This is a genomic window from Actinocrinis sp. (assembly GCF_035653575.1).
Classification (GTDB): Bacteria; Actinomycetota; Actinomycetes; order Streptomycetales; family Catenulisporaceae; genus Actinocrinis.
The window spans coordinates 1-19,354 of the sequence record NZ_DASRBQ010000084.1; the positions used below are offsets into that span (position 1 = coordinate 1).

The 19,354-nt window shown below is 69.0% G+C and carries 16 protein-coding genes and 1 pseudogene; 13 read left to right on the forward strand and 4 right to left on the reverse strand.

Annotated features, from left to right (window positions below):
* The 10 genes from VFA06_RS12325 to VFA06_RS12370 all read left to right on the forward strand — a co-directional run.
* Nucleotides 1-474, forward strand: a 474-nt coding sequence (locus VFA06_RS12325; protein ID WP_324840645.1) for a squalene/phytoene synthase family protein, incomplete at its 5' end; no start/stop codon positions are given.
* Complete coding sequence (gene hpnE / locus VFA06_RS12330) at nucleotides 471-1,847, forward strand: hydroxysqualene dehydroxylase HpnE (protein ID WP_324840646.1); 1,377 nt, start codon at nucleotides 471-473, stop codon at nucleotides 1,845-1,847. The genes VFA06_RS12325 and hpnE, both read left to right, overlap by 4 nt.
* Before the next feature lie 32 nt (nucleotides 1,848-1,879).
* A complete protein-coding gene (locus VFA06_RS12335) occupies nucleotides 1,880-2,872 on the forward strand; it encodes a polyprenyl synthetase family protein (protein WP_324840647.1) in 993 nt (330 codons plus the stop codon).
* A 25-nt stretch (nucleotides 2,873-2,897) separates the two neighbouring features.
* Nucleotides 2,898-4,910 (forward strand): squalene--hopene cyclase, encoded by a 2,013-nt coding sequence (gene shc, locus VFA06_RS12340; RefSeq protein ID WP_324840648.1) that lies wholly within the window; start codon nucleotides 2,898-2,900, stop codon nucleotides 4,908-4,910.
* Complete coding sequence (ispH, locus tag VFA06_RS12345; RefSeq protein WP_324840649.1) at nucleotides 4,907-6,655, forward strand: 4-hydroxy-3-methylbut-2-enyl diphosphate reductase; 1,749 nt, start codon at nucleotides 4,907-4,909, stop codon at nucleotides 6,653-6,655. The genes shc and ispH overlap by 4 nt, the downstream gene beginning before the upstream one ends.
* A gap of 5 nt (nucleotides 6,656-6,660) precedes the next feature.
* Nucleotides 6,661-7,662 carry an adenosyl-hopene transferase HpnH gene (hpnH, locus tag VFA06_RS12350; protein ID WP_324840650.1) on the forward strand — a complete coding sequence of 334 codons (1,002 nt, stop codon included), beginning with the start codon at nucleotides 6,661-6,663 and terminating at the stop codon, nucleotides 7,660-7,662.
* A gap of 507 nt (nucleotides 7,663-8,169) precedes the next feature.
* Entirely contained in the window at nucleotides 8,170-8,859 is a 690-nt protein-coding gene (locus VFA06_RS12355) for a trypsin-like serine peptidase (protein WP_324840651.1), read from the forward strand.
* 283 nt (nucleotides 8,860-9,142) lie between these two features.
* Complete coding sequence (locus tag VFA06_RS12360; protein ID WP_324840652.1) at nucleotides 9,143-10,597, forward strand: ammonium transporter; 1,455 nt, start codon at nucleotides 9,143-9,145, stop codon at nucleotides 10,595-10,597.
* A gap of 17 nt (nucleotides 10,598-10,614) precedes the next feature.
* Entirely contained in the window at nucleotides 10,615-10,959 is a 345-nt protein-coding gene (locus VFA06_RS12365) for a P-II family nitrogen regulator (protein WP_324840653.1), read from the forward strand.
* Between the two features lie 255 nt (nucleotides 10,960-11,214).
* The gene (locus tag VFA06_RS12370; protein ID WP_324840654.1) at nucleotides 11,215-13,329 is read left to right on the forward strand and encodes a SpoIIE family protein phosphatase; all 2,115 of its coding nucleotides are present in this window, start codon (nucleotides 11,215-11,217) and stop codon (nucleotides 13,327-13,329) included.
* Between the two features lie 182 nt (nucleotides 13,330-13,511).
* Here the strand turns inward: VFA06_RS12370 and VFA06_RS12375 are convergent, their stop codons facing one another.
* From VFA06_RS12375 to VFA06_RS12385, 3 genes are all read right to left on the reverse strand, one after another.
* Nucleotides 13,512-14,117, reverse strand: coding sequence for a hypothetical protein (locus VFA06_RS12375; protein ID WP_324840655.1), 606 nt, complete (start codon nucleotides 14,115-14,117; stop codon nucleotides 13,512-13,514).
* A gap of 412 nt (nucleotides 14,118-14,529) precedes the next feature.
* Nucleotides 14,530-15,630 carry a hypothetical protein gene (locus VFA06_RS12380; RefSeq protein ID WP_324840656.1) on the reverse strand — a complete coding sequence of 367 codons (1,101 nt, stop codon included), beginning with the start codon at nucleotides 15,628-15,630 and terminating at the stop codon, nucleotides 14,530-14,532.
* Nucleotides 15,631-16,234: 604 nt separating this feature from the next.
* Entirely contained in the window at nucleotides 16,235-16,795 is a 561-nt protein-coding gene (locus VFA06_RS12385) for a hypothetical protein (RefSeq protein WP_324840657.1), read from the reverse strand.
* 121 nt (nucleotides 16,796-16,916) lie between these two features.
* On the opposite strand from VFA06_RS12385, the gene VFA06_RS12390 reads away from it, so the two are divergent.
* From VFA06_RS12390 to VFA06_RS12400, 3 genes are read left to right on the forward strand one after another with little or no spacing between them, the layout of a single operon-like run.
* On the forward strand, nucleotides 16,917-17,243 hold the full coding sequence (locus VFA06_RS12390; RefSeq protein WP_324840658.1) for a PadR family transcriptional regulator: 327 nt from the start codon (nucleotides 16,917-16,919) through the stop codon (nucleotides 17,241-17,243).
* Nucleotides 17,243-17,845: a hypothetical protein gene (locus VFA06_RS12395; RefSeq protein WP_324840659.1), complete on the forward strand. Its 603-nt coding sequence runs from the start codon at nucleotides 17,243-17,245 to the stop codon at nucleotides 17,843-17,845. The genes VFA06_RS12390 and VFA06_RS12395 overlap by 1 nt, the downstream gene beginning before the upstream one ends.
* The gene (locus tag VFA06_RS12400; protein ID WP_324840660.1) at nucleotides 17,842-18,330 is read left to right on the forward strand and encodes a hypothetical protein; all 489 of its coding nucleotides are present in this window, start codon (nucleotides 17,842-17,844) and stop codon (nucleotides 18,328-18,330) included. The genes VFA06_RS12395 and VFA06_RS12400 overlap by 4 nt, the downstream gene beginning before the upstream one ends.
* 568 nt (nucleotides 18,331-18,898) lie before the next feature.
* Here the strand turns inward: VFA06_RS12400 and VFA06_RS12405 are convergent.
* Nucleotides 18,899-19,354: pseudogene (locus VFA06_RS12405) on the reverse strand (hypothetical protein); the annotation flags it as partial.

Here is a 19,354-nt window from a genome sequence, read left to right on the forward strand (position 1 = left end):
CTCTCGCTCGGCGTGTTCGATCCGCCGTCGCTGCGTACCGAACCCTCGGTGCCCAACGCCCTCGCCGACACCCTCGGCCTGGCGCTCCAGCTCACCAACATCCTGCGCGACCTGCGCGAAGATCTGACGAACGGTCGGATCTACCTGCCGCAGGAGGATCTTTCGGCGCACGGCTGCAAGCTGGTGCTCAACGCCGAGGGGAACCTCGATCCGCAGGGCGGAAAACTGGTCGGGCTGATCCGGGCCGAGGCAGACCGGGCCGAGAAGCTGTACGCCGAAGGCCTGGGCCTGCTGCCGCTGCTCGACCGGCGCTCGCGGGCCTGCTGCGGCGCGCTGTCCGGGATCTATCACGCGCTGCTGCGCCGCATCGCGGCCGAGCCGGAAGCCGTGCTCTCCACTCGGGTCTCGGTGCCGACCCCGCAAAAGCTGACCGTGGCGCTCGGCGCCCTGCTGCTCCCGGCGCCGCGCTCATGAACGCGGGCCCGACCGAGACCGGTCAGCGCGCCGTCGTCGTCGGCGGCGGGCTGGCCGGGATCACCACCGCGCTGGTGCTGGCCGAGCGCGGCTGGAGCGTGACACTGGTCGAGGCGCGCCCCAGGCTCGGCGGCCGGGCGACCTCGTACCGGCGCGGCGAGCTGACCGTGGACAACGGCCAGCACGTCTTCCTGCGCTGCTGCACCGCCTATCGCGGACTGCTCGACCGGCTCGGCGCCGGACCTGACACCGGCCTGACGCACCTTCAGGACCGGCTCGACATCCCGCTCAAGTCGGCGTCCGACGCGAGCACCGCCCGGCTGCGGCGTACCGCACTGCCCGCGCCGCTGCATTTGGCGGTCGCGCTCGGCGGCTACGGGCTGCTGCCGCTGCGGGACCGCGCCAAGCTCGGCGGCCCGGCATTCGCGCTGCGGCGCACCGATCCGGCGAGTCTCGACGTGGACGAGCAGGGCTTCGGGCACTTCCTGCGCGAGAAGGGCCAGTCTCAGGCGGCGATCGACCGGCTGTGGTCGGTCATCTCGACCGCGACGCTGAACATCGCCCCTGACGACGCCTCACTCGCATTGGCGGCGAAGGTGTTCCGCACCGGGCTGCTGGAGACGAACGACGGCGCGGACCTGGGCTACGCGACGGTCCCGCTCGGCCGGATCCACGACGAACTGGCCCGCAAGGCGCTGGACGCCGCGGGCGTGACGGTGCTCGACTCGACCAAGGCCGAACCGCTCTCCGAGGTACCCCTCATCCGCACGGTCACCGTCGTCGACCGCTCCGGCGAGCGCACCGAACTGGCCGCGGACGCGGTGGTGCTGGCCGTGCCGCACGACGTGGCCGCCACGCTGCTGCCCACGCCGCATCACCCGACCGCGTTCGGGAAGCTGGGCCACAGCCCGATCCTCAACATCCACCTGCGCTACGACCGGCCCGTGCTCGACGGACAGTTCCTCGCCGCCGTGGACACCCCGGCCCAGTGGATCTTCGACCGCACCGCGGCCAGCGGCCTGGACGGACCGGCCGGGCGTTATGTCGCGGTCACCGTCTCGGCGGCCGACGCGCTGTGCGAGACCCCCACCCGCGAGCTGGCCACGCTGTTCGAGGCCGAGTTGGCGCGGCTCCTGCCCAAGACGAAGGACGCACGGCTGGAGGAGGTGTTCGTGACCCGGGAGCAGCACGCGACGTTCCGTCAGGAGCGCGGTTCGGCGCCGCTGCGGCCGGGCCCGGCGACCGGTATGCCAGGGGTTTACCTCGCTGGCGCGTGGACCGCCACCGGCTGGCCGGACACCATGGAAAGTGCGGTGCGCAGCGGAATCAATGCTGCAAGACTGGTAGTTGATCACACGACGGGAGAGGGCTGATGCAGCGACAGGCGCCGGATATTCTCGCCGCGATGAAAGCACTCGTCGACCCCGTGCTGCAGCGGCACGTCGACGGTTTGCACCCGCTCATGCGTGAGATCTCCCGCTTCCACTTCGGCTGGGACACCGCCGGGGGCTCGGGCAAGTCGCTGCGCCCGGCCTTGGCGGTGCTCGGCGCCCGGGCGGTCGGCGCCGCCGGGGACGAGCCGGAGGTGCTGGACGCTGCCTGCGCGGTCGAGCTGATCCACAACTTCTCCCTGCTGCACGACGACATCATGGACGAGGACCGCACCCGGCATCACCGGCCGACCGCGTGGACCGTCTACGGCGTCAACCAGTCGCTGCTGGCCGGCTGCGCGCTGCACACCCTGGCCTTCGAGGTGCTGGCCAAGCGCGGCGCGGTGGCGGCGCAGGAGGCGCTGACCGCGTCGGTGCAGGTGCTGATCGCCGGGCAGTCAGACGACCTCTACCTGGCGGACCGTCAGGACGTCACCGTCGAGCAGTGCATCGCGATGGAGGCCGGAAAGACCGCCTCGCTGCTGTCCGCCTCGGCCTCGCTCGGCGCGATCGCCTGGTACGGCGCGCGCGGTGAACTCATCGAAGGCTCCGACGCGGCGGCACGTACCGCGCTGCTGGCGGAGTACGGGCACCACGTCGGCATGGCCTTCCAGCTGGTCGACGACATGCTCGGCATCTGGGGCGACGAAGGGCGCACCGGCAAGCCGGTGGCGGCGGACCTGCGGGCCCGCAAGCGCTCCGCGCCGGTGGTCGCCGCGCTCACCTCGGGCACCCGGGAGGGCGAGCGGCTGGCCGCGCTGCTGGCCACGCCGGGCGAGCTTCCGGAGGAGGACGTGGCCCTGGCCGCCAAGCTCGTCGAGGAGTCCGGCGGCCGCGCCTGGTGCCGGGAACGCGCCGACCTGCACACCAACGAGGCGCTTGCCCGGCTCGACCGCTTGGCGGCGCAGCCGGAAACCTTCGGCGATCTCACCGAGGTGACCAGGTTTCTGCTGCGGCGGGAGTGGTAGGGGCGGGCACGAGGAGGACCTGGAGATGACGGCAATCGCGGATCGGCCCAGCGCCAGACGATCCGAGCCGGCGGCAGCCGAGCCCGGACCGGTGGCGGCGGTGCGCCGCGCCACCGAGCGGGCCCGAGGGCACCTGCTCGGCCTGCAGGACCCGGCCGGCTGGTGGAAGGGCGAGCTGGCGACCAACGTCACCATGGACGCCGAGGATCTGCTGCTGCGCGAGTTCCTCGGCATCCGGCAGGCGGCCGAGAGCTGGGCCGCGGCCCGCTGGATCCGCTCGCAGCAGCGGGAGGACGGCACCTGGGGCACGTTCCACGGCGGTCCGCCGGAGCTGTCCACGACCGTGGAGGCGTACGTCGCGCTCAAACTGTGCGGCGACGCCCCGGACGCGCCGCACATGAAGCTCGCCGCGGACTGGATCATCGCGAACGGCGGCGTGGAGCGCACGCGGGTGTTCACCCGGATCTGGCTGGCGCTGTTCGGCCTGTGGGACTGGGAGCGGCTGCCGGTGATGCCGCCGGAGCTGGTCTACCTGCCGCCGCAGGTGCCGCTGAACATCTACGACTGGGCCTGCTGGGCGCGCCAGACCGTGGTGCCGCTCACCGTGGTCTCACACTTCCGGCCCAGCCGGCCGCTGCCCTTCGGGATCGACGAGCTGCGCACCGGCGCCGGCGATCCGCCGCTCTCCCCCGCGCTGTCCACCGCGGGCTTCTTCCAGTGGGCCGACAAGCTGCTGCACCGCTATGAGCGGCTGCGGTTCAAGCCGATGCGCAAGGCCGCACTCAAGCGGGCGGTCGAGTGGATCGTCGCGCGACAGGAGGCCGACGGCTGCTGGGGCGGCATCCAGCCGCCGTGGGTGTACTCGATCATGGCGCTGCACCTGATGGGCTATCAGCTCGACCACCCGGTGATCCGGGCCGGCCTCGACGGGCTCGAGGACTTCCTGGTCTGGGAGGAGACGCCGGAGGGTCCGGTGCGCCGGCTCGAGGCCTGCCAGTCCCCGGTGTGGGACACCGCGCTGGCGCTGGTGGCGCTGACCGACGCGGGCGTTCCCGGCGACGACCCGGCCATCGTCAGGGCCGCCGACTGGCTGCTGAACGAGGAGATCACGGTGCGCGGCGACTGGGCCGTGCGCCGCCCCGACCTCGCGCCAGGCGGCTGGGCCTTCGAGTTCCAGAACGACGGCTACCCGGACACCGACGACACCGCCGAGGTGGTCATCGCGCTGCACCGCGCTTCACGGCGCGGCGCGGCCCGCGACGAGGACGCCGAGCCGGTGGAGCCGGCGCGCCTGGCCGCGCTGGACGGCGCGATCGAGCGCGGCGTGCAGTGGATGGCCGGGATGCAGTGCAAGGACGGCGGCTGGGGCGCGTTCGACGCGGACAACACCCGCTACCTGATCAACAAGCTGCCCTTCTGCGACTTCGGCGCGGTGATCGACCCGCCCTCGGCGGACGTGACCGCGCACATCGTGGAGGCGATGGCGATCCGGGGCCGGGCGCACGACCCGCGCGCGCTGCGCGGGGTGCGCTGGCTGCTGGACCACCAGGAGAAGGACGGGTCCTGGTTCGGCCGCTGGGGCGCGAACCACGTCTACGGCACCGGCGCCGTGGTACCGGCCCTGGTCGAGGCGGGCGTCGCGAAGGACCACCCGGCGATCCGGCGGGCCGCCGCCTGGCTGATCGAGCATCAGAACGCCGACGGCGGCTGGGGCGAGGACCTGCGCTCCTATGTCGATCCCTCGTGGATCGGCCGGGGCGAGTCCACCGCGTCGCAGACCGCCTGGGCGCTGCTGGCGCTGCTCGCCGCGCAGGAACCCGGAGATCATCCACGGGCCAGAGCCGTGCGCGAAGCCGCCGACCGGGGTGTCGCGTACCTGGCCGAGACCCAGCGCGCCGACGGGACCTGGGACGAGGAGCTGTTCACCGGCACCGGCTTCCCCGGCGACTTCTACATCAACTACCACCTGTACCGGCTTGTCTTCCCGCTGACCGCGCTCGGCCGCTACCTGGCCGACCGTCTCGTGGAGTCCCCGTGAACGCCGCATCAGACCAGACCGAGCGCCCGCCGAAGCTCACCATCGCGGCCGCGCTCGCCATCGAGGCCCGCGCCCTTGAGCGCGGCCTGACCGGAACCCGCGACGCCAGAGTCGTGCGGGTCGGCCAACGCGCCCGCAACGCCGTGCGCGTGCTGCCCCGCGACGACGACGCGCTGGTGGTCGCCGGAGTGGCCGGCGGCGTGGCGCCGCACGTGCGCGCCGGAGACATCGTGGTGGCCAGCGAGGTGCGCGGCCCGGAGGGCTCGGTCGTGCGCAGCCCGGCCGCTCCGCTGCTGGCCGCCGCCATCAGGTCGCTGGGCCTGGAGTCCGCCGGACCGGGCTCGGCCCCGGTGCGGGTGCACCTGGGCCCGGTCGCGACCACGGACCGGCTGGCCCTCGGCTCGCGCCGGCGGATGCTGGCTTCCGAGGGCGTGGCCGCCGTGGACATGGAGTCCTCCTGGCTCGGCACCCTGGCCAACCGGCCGTTCGCGGTGGTGCGGGTGATCGTGGACGACGCGGAGACCAGCCTCTACCACCCGGCCACGGTGCCCAGAGGCCGCGCCGCCATCAACCTGCTGACGAAGATCGTGCCGGCGCTGGAGCGGTGGAGCGACGCGCTCAGCCCGCACCGGCGGGTCGTGCTGGCCTCGCCGCGTTCGTTCTGCGCGGGCGTGGAGCGGGCGATCGACATCGTCGAGGAGGCGTTGGAGCGCTACGGCGCGCCGGTGTACGTGCGGCGGCAGATCGTGCACAACGCCTACGTGGTCGCGGATCTGGAGCGGCGCGGCGCGGTGTTCGTCGAGGAACTGGATGAGGTCCCCGATGACGTGCCGGTCGTGCTCTCCGCGCACGGCGTGGCGCCGGCGGTCCGCGAAGACGCCACCCAGCGCGGGCTCACCGTGGTGGACGCGACCTGTCCGCTGGTCGCCAAGGTGCACACCGAGGCGCGGCGGGCGCTGCGCGACGGCAACACCGTGGTCTTCATCGGGCACGCCAACCACGACGAGTCCGAGGGGCTGCTCGGCGAGGACCCGGATCCGGCGAACCCGCGCATCCGGCTGGTCGAGAACGCCAGGCAGGCCAAGGAGCTCGAGGTCGACGACCCGAGCAGGCTCGCCTACCTCACCCAGACCACGCTGGCCGAGGACGAGGCCGCGGACATCGTCTCGGCGCTGCGGGCCACCTTCCCGACCATCATCGAGCCGCCCTCCTCCGACATCTGCTACGCGACCACGAACCGGCAGCGGGCCATCCGCGACATCGCCGCCGAGGTGGACGTGGTGCTGGTGGTCGGGTCGCAGAACTCGTCGAACTCCCAGCGGCTCGTCGAGGTCGCCGAGCGGGCCGGGGCCGCCGCCTACCTGATCGACGGCGCGGACGAGATCGACCCGGCCTGGCTGGTCGGGGCGCGCTCCGTCGGCCTGACCGCGGGCGCCTCGGCGCCGCCGAAGCTGGTGGACGAGGTGGCCGACGCGCTGGCCGGGCTCGGCCCGGTGCGCCGGGAGGACCCGCCGGGGGTGGAGGAGTCCTACAAGTTCACCCTGCCGCCCATGCCGCCGCTGCGTACCGCTCGGCGCACCGGGGACGGCGCGGAGCCGTCCGCGGTCGAGGCGCGGGCCGATACTGAAGTTGACCTTGATTCGGAAGTTGATGACGGGTCAGAAGTTGTCGAAGCACGTTCGGAAGTCGTCGACGGGGCCGAAATGGCGGCGAGCGCGGTCCCCGACGCAAGCACCGGGAGCTGATCGCCTTGTCCATTCCCCTGCGGCAGTCCGCACGGATCGGCGCGTACCTGTTCAAGCAGAAGCTGAAGGGCGTCAAGAAATTCCCGCTCATCGTCGAGCTTGAACCGCTGTTCGCCTGCAATCTGGCGTGTCCCGGCTGCGGGAAGATCCAGCACCCGGCGTCGGTGCTCAAGCAGCGGATGCCGGTGGAGCAGGCGGTCGGCGCGATCGAGGAGTGCGGCGCGCCGATGGTGTCGATCGCCGGCGGCGAGCCGCTGATGCACCCGCAGATCGACGAGATCGTGCGCCAGCTGATCAAGCGCAAGAAGTACGTGTACCTGTGCACGAACGCGCTGCTGCTGCCCAAGCACATCCACAAGTTCGAGCCCTCGCCGTACTTCGCCTGGGTCGTGCACATCGACGGCCTCGAGGAGCGGCACGACGAGGCGGTGGACAAGAAGGGCGGGTTCCAGGGCGCGGTCGAGGCGATCAAGCTGGCCAAGTCCAAGGGCTTCAAGGTCAACACCAACTCGACCTTCTTCAACAACGACACCCCGCAGGCCGTGATCGACGTGCTGGACTACCTCAACGACGAGTTGGGCGTGGACCAGATGATGATCTCCCCGGCCTACGCGTACGAGAAGGCCCCGGACCAGGACCACTTCCTCGGCGTCACGCAGACCCGGGAGCTGTTCAAGAAGGCGTTCGCGAACGGCAACCGCAAGCGCTGGCGGCTGAACCACTCCCCGCTGTTCCTGGACTTCCTGGAGGGCAAGAAGGACTTCCAGTGCACCGCGTGGGGCATCCCGTCGTACTCGCTGTTCGGCTGGCAGCGGCCGTGCTACCTGATGAACGACGGGTATGTGAAGACCTACCGGGAGCTGATCGAGACCACCGACTGGGACAAGTACGGCCGGGGCAAGGACGAGCGCTGCTCGAACTGCATGGCGCACTGCGGCTACGAGCCGACCGCCGTGCTGGCCACGACCTCCTCGCTGAAGGAGTCGCTGCGCGCGATGCGGGGCTGAGCCCGGGGCGTATTTACCCAGGTCAGGGCATTCAGGGTGCTTTCAGACTACGCGGTTAGGCTCGAAAGGACCCGGAACCGCACCACGGCCCAGTGACGGCCGCGCACAGCACGGCGAGAGGCGATGCGAGAACCCGACCCGCAGCGCACGAGACGGTACAGGCAGCGGCGGCGACGTTACGCCGCCGCTGCGTTGTGCCTGGGTGTTCTCGCGATTGGCGCGGTAGCTGGGTTCTTCGCCGAGCAGCGCGCTGGCGCGCAGGGCGCAGCAAGCTCCACGCACACCACGCCCAAGGCGGTGCCCGCGCCGCGGCCTCAGTCGAGCCGGTCGGCGGCACCGCTCAGCCCGAAGGTGAAACTGAACCCGCAGAGCGGGCTGAAGATCGCTGCGCTAGGGGCCGAGCCGCCCACCGGGCCCGGTGCAGTACCGTCGGCCGCGCCCGACACCGCGGCAGGTCCCGGAGTCTCCTTCGGCGGGGCGTTTCAGGCCCAGTCCACGCTCACGTCGATGACGCAGTCCAATCCGCTGACCGGGACCGCGTTCACCGGACTGCCGCAGATCGGCGCGCTGTTCGGCTACGACGGCACCTCGACCAGTACGCATTTCTGCTCGGGCAGCGTGGTCGCCAGCAACACCGGCGACCTGGTGATCACCGCCGCGCACTGCGTGTACGACTCGTCCTCCGGTTCGCTCCTCACCGACCTCGCGTTCGTGCCCGGATACCACGACGGCCAGCAGCCCTACGGGGTGTGGACCCCCTCGCAGATCGTGGTCGCGCCGCAGTGGCTCAGCGACCAGGACCCCGACTACGACGTCGCGTTCCTGGTAGTGCATCAGCCCGGCTCCAGCCAGCGCATTCAGGACGCGGTCGGCGCCGACCAGCTCGGCGTGGATCCGGGCTTCGCGGCGCTCACCCAGGTCGTCGGCTATCCCAGCGACACGGAGCAACCGATCACCTGTACCGACTACACCAAGCAGTTCAGCCCCACTCAGCTGGAGTTCGACTGTCCCGGCTACCCGGACGGCACCAGCGGCGGACCGTTCCTGACCGACGTGGACCCGCAAACCGGCGTGGGCACCGTGGTCGGCGTGATCGGCGGCTACGAGACCGGCGGTGACACTCCGGACGTGTCGTACAGCGCCTATTTCAGCGACGCGATCGACTCGCTTTTCCAACAGGCCGAGGCAGCCGGTTGATCCGTTATTAAACTCCCGGAGATCTTTCCGCGGCGGCCGCAGGTGATCATTTCACCGGCGGCCGCTTTTTGATGTTGCCGCCGCTCTTCGGCGCGGTTTCGGATTTGATATTGTGCGCAGCTCGTTTCATCCGCGAAACAGATCCGGAACGGATGTGACACCAGCGACTGACACGGTGCGCGCACGTATTGAACGCAGGAGCTTTCTGCGCTCGACGTGCTCAACGAAGGTAAACGGCTCCACGTTCCCTCCGATCTCCCTCACCAATATCTGGACGGACGCTGTGCACCTCGATTACATCCCGTATCCCACGACCGGCTATTCCTCCGGCGACGCCGCCTGGCAGCTGACCGCCGCCACCCTGGTCGGCCTGATGAGCCTGCCCGGCCTGGCCGTTCTCTACGGCGGCCTGGTGCAGAAGAAGTGGGCCGTCAACACGATGTTGATGGCCTTCTCCGCCTTCTCCCTGGTTTTGATCGTCTGGGCGCTGTGGGCGTTCAACATGGGCTTCGGCCACCCGTGGATCAAGACCACGGTCAACGGCTCGCCCAGCGGTTTCCTCGGGAAACCCGGGCCGGCTCTGGGCGCCGGCCAGGAGGCGCAGGCGGATATCCCACTGCTCGACGGCTTGATGCCGCCGTTCAACTTCTCGCAATCCGCGCTGTTCTATTTCCAGTTCGTCTTCGCCGCGATCACCCCGCTGCTCTGGCTCGGCAGCGTCATCGGCCGGATGAGCTTTAAAGCGTGGCTTGTGATCGTCCCGCTCTGGACCACGATCGTGTACAGCGCCGACGCATTCATGCTCTGGGGCGGCGGCTACTGGGCCGGTAAGGGCGCCGTCGACTATTCCGGCGGTTACGTCATTCACCTGTCAGCGGGCACCGCGGGTTTCGTGGCCGCGGCGGTCATCGGGCCACGGCTCAGGCGCGACCGCGAGCACGGCGCACCGAACAACCTGCTGCTGTGCGCGACCGGCGCGGGGATCCTGTGGCTCGGCTGGAACGGCTTCAACGGCGGTGACCCGTACTTCGCCGGGGCCGACGCGGCGGCGGCGGTCGTGAACACGAACATCGCCACCGCGGCCGCGCTGCTGGTCTGGCTGATCATGGACTACGCGCTGAGCCCGACGAAGAAGCCGACCCTGCTCGGCGCGATCAACGGCATGATCGTCGGCCTGGTCACCATCACCCCGGCGGCCGGCTACGTGAACGGGATGGGCGCGATCTGCCTGGGCGTGATCAGCTCGGCGATCGTGTGGACCGCCTGGTACAAGCTGTCGAAGGTATGGATCTTCAAGAAGGTCGACGACACCCTCGGCGTCGTGTACACGCACGGCATCGCCGGTCTGTCCGGCGGTCTGCTGGTCGGCCTGTTCGCGGACCCGAACATGATCGTCTACCCGGCGGGCAAGGCGAAGGGCTCGAGCGCCTTCTCGGTCACCGGCCTGTTCTACGGCAACCATTCCTGGCACCAGTTCTGGATGCAGCTGTTCGCGGCGCTGACCGTCATCGCGTGGACCGCGATCGGGACCTTCGTGATCCTGCGCGTGGTGGGCTTGTTCATGAAGCTGCGACTACCTGACCAGGTGTTGGAAACCGGGGACCTCGCCGTGCACGACGAAGAGGTCTACCCGCCGCAGACGCTCACCGCGGTCGGCGCCGCCGCCGCGCCGGCGGTCGCGCCCGCTGCGGCCGAGGAGTCCGAGTCGGCCGCTTCGTCCGGCGCGTCGGAACCCTGATCCGGTGCGGCCGGCAGGTGAAGCTGATCACGGCGGTCATCCGGCCGGAGGACCTGGAGACCACGCGCCGGGCGCTGGCCGCGTTCGGCGCGCCCGGGATGACCGTGACGCCGCTGCTGTCCGGCTCGCGCTGGAATCGGCACCTGGAGGTCTACCGGGCCGAGGTGCTGGTCGCGGACCTGGTGCCGCGGCTGCGGATCGATGTGCTGGCGAACGACGAGGACATCCCCGATCTGGTCGGGCTGCTGGCGCGCATCGGCAGGCCGCCGCACGGCGGGGACGACACCGGCCGGGTCTGGATCAGCGCGGTCGAACAGGTCGTCCGGGTACGCACCGGAGAACACGGCGAACCGGCGATTTAGGCGGCAGATAATCCGGCCGCCTCGGTGAATCCGGCCGCGGCCGCACCTGCGGGTGCGGTCCGCGCGCCGGATTCGCGCCCGGACGCTCCTTGCTTTTCCACCGTTTCCACCCGAAAAATGGGAGAAGCAGTGGCCGGTTAGCCGAATAGAACACTTCAGCGACCAATCGCGCGACCCACTGTCCTGACATGGAGGTGTGCTACCGTACCGATCACCCGACAAGAACTTGGGCACGCGCGAAACGGCGGCACCGCGATGGCCTCTACCGCACGCGACCGGCCGTGGCCCGCCACATTGACGCTGGGTCCGGACGGACGGATCACCTCCTGGAGCCGGGGTGCCCAGGCGCTGTTCGGCCTCTCCGCGGCCAGGGCGTGCGGGCGGCGACTGCGCTCCCTATTGGTGCGTCCGGAGGACCGGGCGACCGTTGACGAGCTGTTCGGCTCGGTGCTGGCCGGGCGCAGCTGGTCCGGGGCCCTTCCGCTGCTCGACGCCGACGGGCGCGCGCACCCGGTGGAGTGCGGCTGGCAGCCGATCCAGGACCGGCGCGGCCGCACCGGAGCCCTCATCGTGGTCACCGACCGCGCGGACGTGCCCGAGAACGAGCCGGCCGCCGCCGACGCGCCGCTCGGCACCGCGCACGCCGCACTCGAGGCGATCAGCCAGTTCCAGGAACACGCGGCGACCGTGGCGATGATGCGCCGGGTGCAGCTGCTCACCGATGCCAACACGATGATCGGCTCCACCCTGGACATGGCGGCGACCGCCGCGGAGCTGATGGAGGTGGCCGTCCCGCGGTTCGCCGACTCGGCCAGCGTGACCGTGCTGGAGTCGGTGGCCGCCGACTTCGAGCTGCCGGACCGGCCCGCGGGCAGCGGCACCGTGCTGCGGCGGCTGGCCGCGGCCCCGCTCGCCCGCGACAGCGCGGAGATCTTCCCGGTCGGCGGGACCGTCACCTACCAGCCCGGCACGCCGCTCGCGCAGGCGCTGGCCACCGGCCGCTCGCGCACGCTGCAGAACATAGACGCGGCGATGGCCGAGCGGATCGCCACCGGGCTCGGCGAAGAGGCCGCGGCGGTGTTCGCCGGCAAGTCGCTGCTGATCGTGCCCCTGGTGGCGCGCGGCGCGGTGCTCGGCCTCGCGGTCTTCTCCCGGGACTCCAGCAGGCGCCCCTTCTCCCCCGGCGAGGGCGTGCTGGGCGAGGAGCTGGCCGCACGGGCGGCCCTGTGCATCGACAACGCGCGGCTCTACTCGCACGAGCGGCAGACCGCGCTGATGCTCCAGCGGGCGCTGCTGCCGGACGACTCCGGCTATCACGCGGGCATCGACATCGCGCACCGCTACCTGCCCGCCAGCGACCTGACCGGCGTCGGCGGCGACTGGTACGACGTCATCGCGCTCGGCGGCGGCCGGGTGGCCCTCGTCGTGGGCGACGTGATGGGCCATGGGGTGCGCGCCGCGGCCGTGATGGGCCAGCTGCGCACCGCCACCCGGACGCTGGCCGCGCTGGACCTGCAGCCGGCCGAGGTGCTGCACCACCTCGACGAGCTGATGGAGCATCTGGGCGGCTCGCTGGCCACCACCCACTTCGCCACCTGCATCGTGGCGGTGTACGACCCCACCGCGCAGACGGTGCGCATCGCCCGGGCCGGCCACGTGCCGCCGCTGGCGGTGTGGCCGGACGGGCGCACCGAACAGCTCGACCTGCCGCCCGGCGTGCCGCTGGGTGTCGGCGGCCATACCTTCGAGAGCCGCGACGTGCCGCTGCCCGACGGCAGCCTGCTGATTCTCTGCACCGACGGCCTGGTGGAGAGCCGCGCCCCGGGCCGGGACATCGACGACGGCCTGCGCGACCTGGCCGACGGCGTGAAGGACCCGACGATGGCGCTGGAAGCCATCGCGGACGGTCTGATCTCCGGGCTGCGCGGCGACCGCACCCTCGACGACGCGGCGCTGCTGGTCGCCCGGGTGCGCGGCATACCCTCGTCGTCCACGGTGGAGTGGACGGTCGTACCCGAGCCCCCCGCGGTGGCGCAGTCGCGGCGCACCGTGCGTGCCACGCTCGGCGGGTGGGGCCTCGGTCAGCTCGGCGAGACGGCGGAACTGCTCACCAGCGAGCTGGTCACGAACGCGTTGCTGTACACCGACGGGCCGATCAGCGTGCGGCTGATGCGTGATCGAACCCTGCTGTGCGAGGTCTACGACGGCTCGGAGACCGTGCCCAGGCTGCGCGCCGCCGCGGACGACGACGACGGCGGCCGGGGCCTGCACCTGGTCAAGGAGCTCTCCAGCCGATGGGGGACCCGGCGCACCACCGCCGGCAAGACGGTCTGGTTCGAGCTGCGGCTCGACCCGTTGCCGGACTTCTGAGCAACCACTACCGCCCGTCGCTGCACACCCCTGCTGGCCGTTCCCGGCAACCGGCGAGCCGCGCTTGTCTTGTACCTGTTCAGGCGTTTACGGCGTTTGCAGGGACGCGCCAGCGAGTTGCGGCTCGCCCCGTGCGAGAACACCGCGACGGGTGCATCGACATGCCGCGCTGACGCCGTGGCTCACTGCCCATCCAGCCGCTCGATCACGCGGCGTGCCGCCACCGAGGCCCGGTACGGCGCGAGCAGCGGGATCAGCCTGCGCAGCTTGCGCCGGGCGAGCGTCACCTCCAGCGCGTCGGCCAGCTCCGCGGCCTCGAAGGCGGTTTGCGCCACGAGGTCGACCTGCCCGACCCGTGCCGCCGCGCAGGCCACCTCGGCCAGCACGATCGCCCGGGTCTTGACCTGTTCGTGGCCGAGGCTGCGCATGGCCCACTCGGCGGCGTCCATGGCTGCTCGCGCGTCGCCGAGCCTGCCGTGCACGTTCGCCGTCATCGCGGCCAGCAGCTTGGTGTCGAAGCAGCGGGTCCACGGCAGCGTGTCGTCCTCGGGTGTCGGCTGCGGCAGATCAGAACCCAGCTTCAGTGCGTTTTCGAGCTCTGACAGGGCGGCGGCGCGCTCGCCGAGCTGCGCGGCCTCCTCCGCCGCGCGCGCCGACATCCAGGAGCGGGCCCGCCGGTCCGGGCCGGCGTGCGCGATCGCGGTGTGCGCCAACTGCCAGGCGGTCGCCGGGTCGCCGCGTTCCGCCGAGGAGTAGGACAGGTGTTCTCCACAATCCGCATGTCTCATGAGACATCGGGCGTTGGCTAGGACCGTAGCGTAGCTGACTGGCTGATACTGTTCGCGGATGCGGTGCGGGTCAGCCCGTCATTGCAGCGTCCCCCGGGTCTTCTCGCGTGAGTTCGCAGATTCCTAGACCGGTCGTAGCGTGAACCCGAGCCATTGTTGGGCCCGGTGTGGGGTCAGGGCTCGAGTTCCGGCTTGGTCAGACGGTGGGACCTACTCAGTCGCGAGTCGCACCGGGCCATCGTCTAGCGGGACCTCGGGCCGTGCGGATAGAACGCACGCGCGCGCAGTAGCTCAACGTGCAGCAAAGCTGGTGCCCGTTGCGGCGGAGACCTGGTCACGCTCGGCGGTATGAACGGCTGAAGGCCAGCGGACGGGCGCAGTGGCGCTTCCTTCGGTAGCCACTCGACCCCAGTCACGCGACGTCGTGCATGATTTTCCACACTAGGTAGAACGGTTGGTCGGTCAACGTGTCATCGGTGAGCTTTCGTTGAGACCGGTTGACCATCAAAGCGTTAGTCAGAGCCGCGATTGTTGGGGCGGCGGCGGAAGCGAGACTTTCCGGGATGCTCTTATGGAAGATCGTTGCCCCAATGATTGTTCCCGCAATGGGCAGAAATGCGACGCTTGCGCCTAAGCGTCGCAGCCGACGGTGACTGGCGACTTCGCGCGCGTAGCGCCGCTCGATCGCACGCACGCTAGGCCCAACCACGTCGCCTTCGATCTGCCGCGAGATGCGCTCGAAGTCAACCGACTCGGCGTGCATTACCTGTTCAAGCAATGCTTTGTGATAAGCCTGCTGGAATGTAGAGATGAGGTCGGCGTTTTCCTCGCGTAGGCTGAGAACCTCGTTGAGGCTTGCCTTCTCGATCCATGGCACGCGCGTCTGGGCCAGATCTAACACCTGGCGGTTGTCGCGCAGTGCGCTAAGAAGCTTGGGCAGTTCACCGCTGTTGGTCGTTCCGAGAGCGCGGATATCGGGTACGCCACTGGCGTAGTCGCTGGCCCACGCGCCCGTTAAGTTATAAGTACTCTGATAGCTCATCGTTGAACCGAGGAATCGTACAGCGCTGGCGTCGATTAGTCGACGGTACTCGTACATATGCCGGATAAGATCGGCGCTTACTTTGAAATCCCAGCCCTCGATTTGATCCCCCTCGTCCGTTGTAAAGTCCTCGACATGGAACTCTACTGCTTCCGGGAAGATGAATGTCGAACAGGAGGCTAAGAAAAGTGCCTTGCGCAGGTGCGCTTCGTCAACTTTCGACGAACCCAATAGCGTAAAGTGCTTGATCCCTGGCGAGTACTCTTGCGCAGCGCGACCCCAGCTCACGACCTCGTATGCCAGGCCTCGCGCAAACCATGCCTGTGGCCCTGGATCGTTGCTGGCATCCATATAGAAGCGGCTCAGCCAACCCCCTCCTTGATAGCCGGACAACATCTGCTCAAGAGCAGCCCTCGAGTCCACGCCGCACTCGGCGAAGGCATCCGTAAGCGAGCTTGACGGTGTCGACATGGCTTCATCGTCTCACGCGCGGGTGCGATACCAGATTGATTCGCAGAAGGCGGGCAAAAGCTTCCTCGACAGCGTTCATCTTGGCAGATTAGATCTGCGCTCGGGATGCGCGGCGTAGACGTACTTCATCGCGGTAGTGGTGCTGATGCCGAAGACGCGCATGAGGTGGATCGGGTCGGCGGTGGTGGCCTCATGTCCACCACCAACGAACCCACGCCTACTCCAATCAACGCTCCAGGTACCCCACATCGGGCGATGCTGGGTCGGGTGTCGGGGGTACATCGAAGTGCGTCCCTTCGAAATGCTGCGCAATCGACGAGTCGTGCCTGGATCCACGGAGACTCGGCTGCGCCGATGCCGAGTCGGTCGTACTGCTTATATGTACGCACCGGCTAACTGGGCAGCGTTGGCGTCCCAGATGGCCCGCATGGCCGCCGCTGGATCGTCCGGTAGGTTTCGTCGGTCGTAGACTGCAGCGTAGGCGAGTACAGCGTCTGCGGACTAGTCGCTAGTGTGCACTAGTTCACGGCGCATGGGATCTCCGCCTCGAGCGTGTCGTAACGCGCAGCGGTCTCTTCCTCTGGAGGTTGAGTTACCGCGGGTCTCATAGAAAAGCCGGATCGACGGCGTGTCGCGCAGCGAGCTCTGCGAGGTGTTCGCTGACCTGTTCGGCCTGGCGACGACCGTGCCAGTACATCGATCGATCCCAGAGTTCCGATCCGCCGGCCTCGAGCAGCGAGGAGGAGGAGTGGCCAGGCGAGTAGATCACCCGAGCTGGCGCCATCAGATCTGCGATCGACCCGTGCATGTGCTCAAAGAGGAGAACACGCCCGTCGCTCGCGAGGATCTCACCGTCGACCCAGGACCCGATGTCGGTCACCGTCGACCACGTGTACGCAATCAGCCAGCCGACCGTTGTGGTCTTGTAGTGGTAAGTGTAGTGGCGCCGCCATCGGCTCCGCTCCGCGCGTTGCTCCACCAGCTCGCATTGCGGCACCCGACCTAGCGCGAACAGAACGGCGGCGAGCGCCCTGGCGGAAGCGCGCATCTGACTGATGGCCCGTTCAAGCGAGGCCTTCTCAGCAGCGTCCTTCGCCGCGCGAACGGTCTGCGCTTGCTGGGCTTCTCTGGTTTTGCGCGCGACCTGGTCTGCGAACTCCTCCATCGCCCTCTCCCGATGCGCTCGGACGAGGCAACGCGCCCGCCCTGGCACCGTAGAACCTTCCCATCACGGCCTTCACCGACCCTCGGTCGACATATGTAGGCTCCATATGTAGAGTGGATGCATGAGAACTACCGAGCCCCGTGCACGCGTACTGGAGGCATTCCTGGCGGATCCTCATGCGCGCCGCTACGGGTATGAGTTGATGAAGCTCGCAAACCTTCAGAGCGGTACCCTCTACCCCCTACTCAGCCGCCTACAAGACGAGGGAATGGTTACCTCGCAATGGGAGGCGCCGACCGAGCCCGGCCAGCGGCCACGGCGCTACTACGAATTGACCGGTGAGGGTGTGCGTGCCGCGCGTCTCGAACTGGCGGAGGCCGGTCTCGCCCAGCGCCAGGGCGCTCGGCCTCAGGGCGCTCGCCGTCCGGCGACCGGGGGGATCTTCTGATGGCCGCTGGTGGGGGCCGCATGCTCGCGTGCTGCGACTTCTTGATCCGGCGGGCGTGCCGACGCCTTCCGGACATTACGCGGGAGGAGCAGGAGAAGGAGTGGGTCGGGGAACTGCCCGTCATCCTCGCCGACCAGGACGTACGCTTCGCCTGGATGCGGGCTTTGAAGATGTTGATGTTTGCCGCCGGTGTGGTCAAGGTGGTTCACCGCGCTCCCAAGGTCACTAAGCTGCAGACCGCGCAGAATGAGGGCGCTGAGAGCGCTGCCCGTGGCTGGCCCCTGGAGACAATGGACGGAATGCCGGCGATCGCCGCGATGTCTAGCGCGCAAACGGAAGCCGTCGTGAAAGCGGTTGCGAGTGCCATGGCTAGGAGTGCCGCGGCCGAATCAAGCAGGTTACGGACCCAAATTGTCCTGCTGCTTGGAACCATCGCGTCTCTGATCGCTGTGACCGTTGGCCTCCTCTTCCAGCATGTCTCAGTTGCGACTGTCCTTGCCGGGGAAGTGGGATCGGCTCTCGCCGGCGCAGGGGGGATCGTGGTGTTCGCAGCGAGTCGCCGTTTCGTGCGGCTGTGTCGCACGAAACGAGGCGTCCGATGAGTAAGGACACGAAGCCGCAGTGGGCTCTGCGCGCCGCGGAGCAGGTAGTGCGCCGTGGATGCCGGCATTTGCCCGAATCGACACGGGAGGAGCGGGAGCGGGAGTGGATCGCGGAACTGCCCATTATCGTCTCGGACCCTGACTTGCGCTTCGCGTGGGTGCGCCGCGTGAAGCTGCTGCTGTTTGCGGCAGGTGTGACCTGGGTCGCGCTGCGCGCCGCCAAGACGACCAGGGCTCGGCGCGAGAAAACCCGGTCGTTAGGCGCGAAGCTGCTCTGGGCGGCGGAGACCTTCACACCTTTCACGCTTGCGTTCGTCCCCGTCATCGGCCTATCCATCGCGGAAATGATCTTCCCTAAGCTCCTGTCCCCCAACAACTACCCGCTGCTATACGCCGTAGGGCGCGTACTAACGCCATTGAGTGTCGGTGCAGCCGGGAGGTACTGCCACCGGCTGCACACGCGGCGAAACGTGGCCCGATGGTAGGGGTCGGGGCTCGGGTGCACCAGGCGGTGTGGCACTCGTGCCGCCAGCCGGCCGCGCGGCGGATACCGCCGGCAATGCCTGTCATCCGAAAGCTTTCGAAGGTGTGCGCGCGTGGAGTAATTCACCGCCGGAGGAATCGAGGTTAACGATGCCGGTCGCGCCGCGCCCAGAGCTCGCCCTGCCAGGCGGTTTGCCGTGGTGGACATATCTTGTCGTGGCTTTGGCATGCCTCGGAGTCTACATATGTAGGATTTTAGTCCTGTATAAGATCGGCTCGAAGGCGTTGGACAAGGTTTCGCGGGACCGGGTACCTGAGGTAGTCGATTCCCTCACCGGTTACCGGCGCCCATCGCCCGGGGCAGGCAAAAGCTCCGCGCGCACCATGAGAGCCGGCCGACGGCGTGCCGTCGGGCAGCAACTCAAGCAAGCGTCTGAGAGTGCCGACCCGGACCCGGGTGCGTCGTAGTGATCGATCAAGCGCAGGCGCGACGTAGCGGGACCGGAGATGTGGCCGGATGGTTCGCCGAGCGCCGCCGCGGCCCGGGCGGCACGTCCGTATTTACTGGGTTTAAGCGTGCACCTGCAGGATTCGACGCAGGTGGTCTTGGGCTGGTTCGTTCTGGTGTGCGCCGGCTTCGAGTGCCGATGGGAGCCATGCAGGACCCTTGGCGACCTCAAGCCGGGGTGCGAAACTCTCCAATTCGCCCACCCGTACCGGCACGATACCGATGGCGTCGAGATTATCGAGCAGGCGTCCGGCGGCGGCCGAGGCCTGGCCGTGCGGGAACGCACCCTCGCCTCTGGACTTGAGCTCGCTAAACGGGCTAGCCACGTACAGCTCCCCTTGAACGAACTTGCGGTGGGCCGGGCTGTACGGCTCGTCCATGTGGTCCTTGAGCGCGCCGGTGATCGCATCGAGTACGTTCTTGACCGTACGTGGGGCTCGTGGTCGACGGAACGGGTTCGTCGCGATCTTGTAGTCGTTCTCGAAGTCGGCCCAGTTGCCGTGGAAAGCGCTGATGAG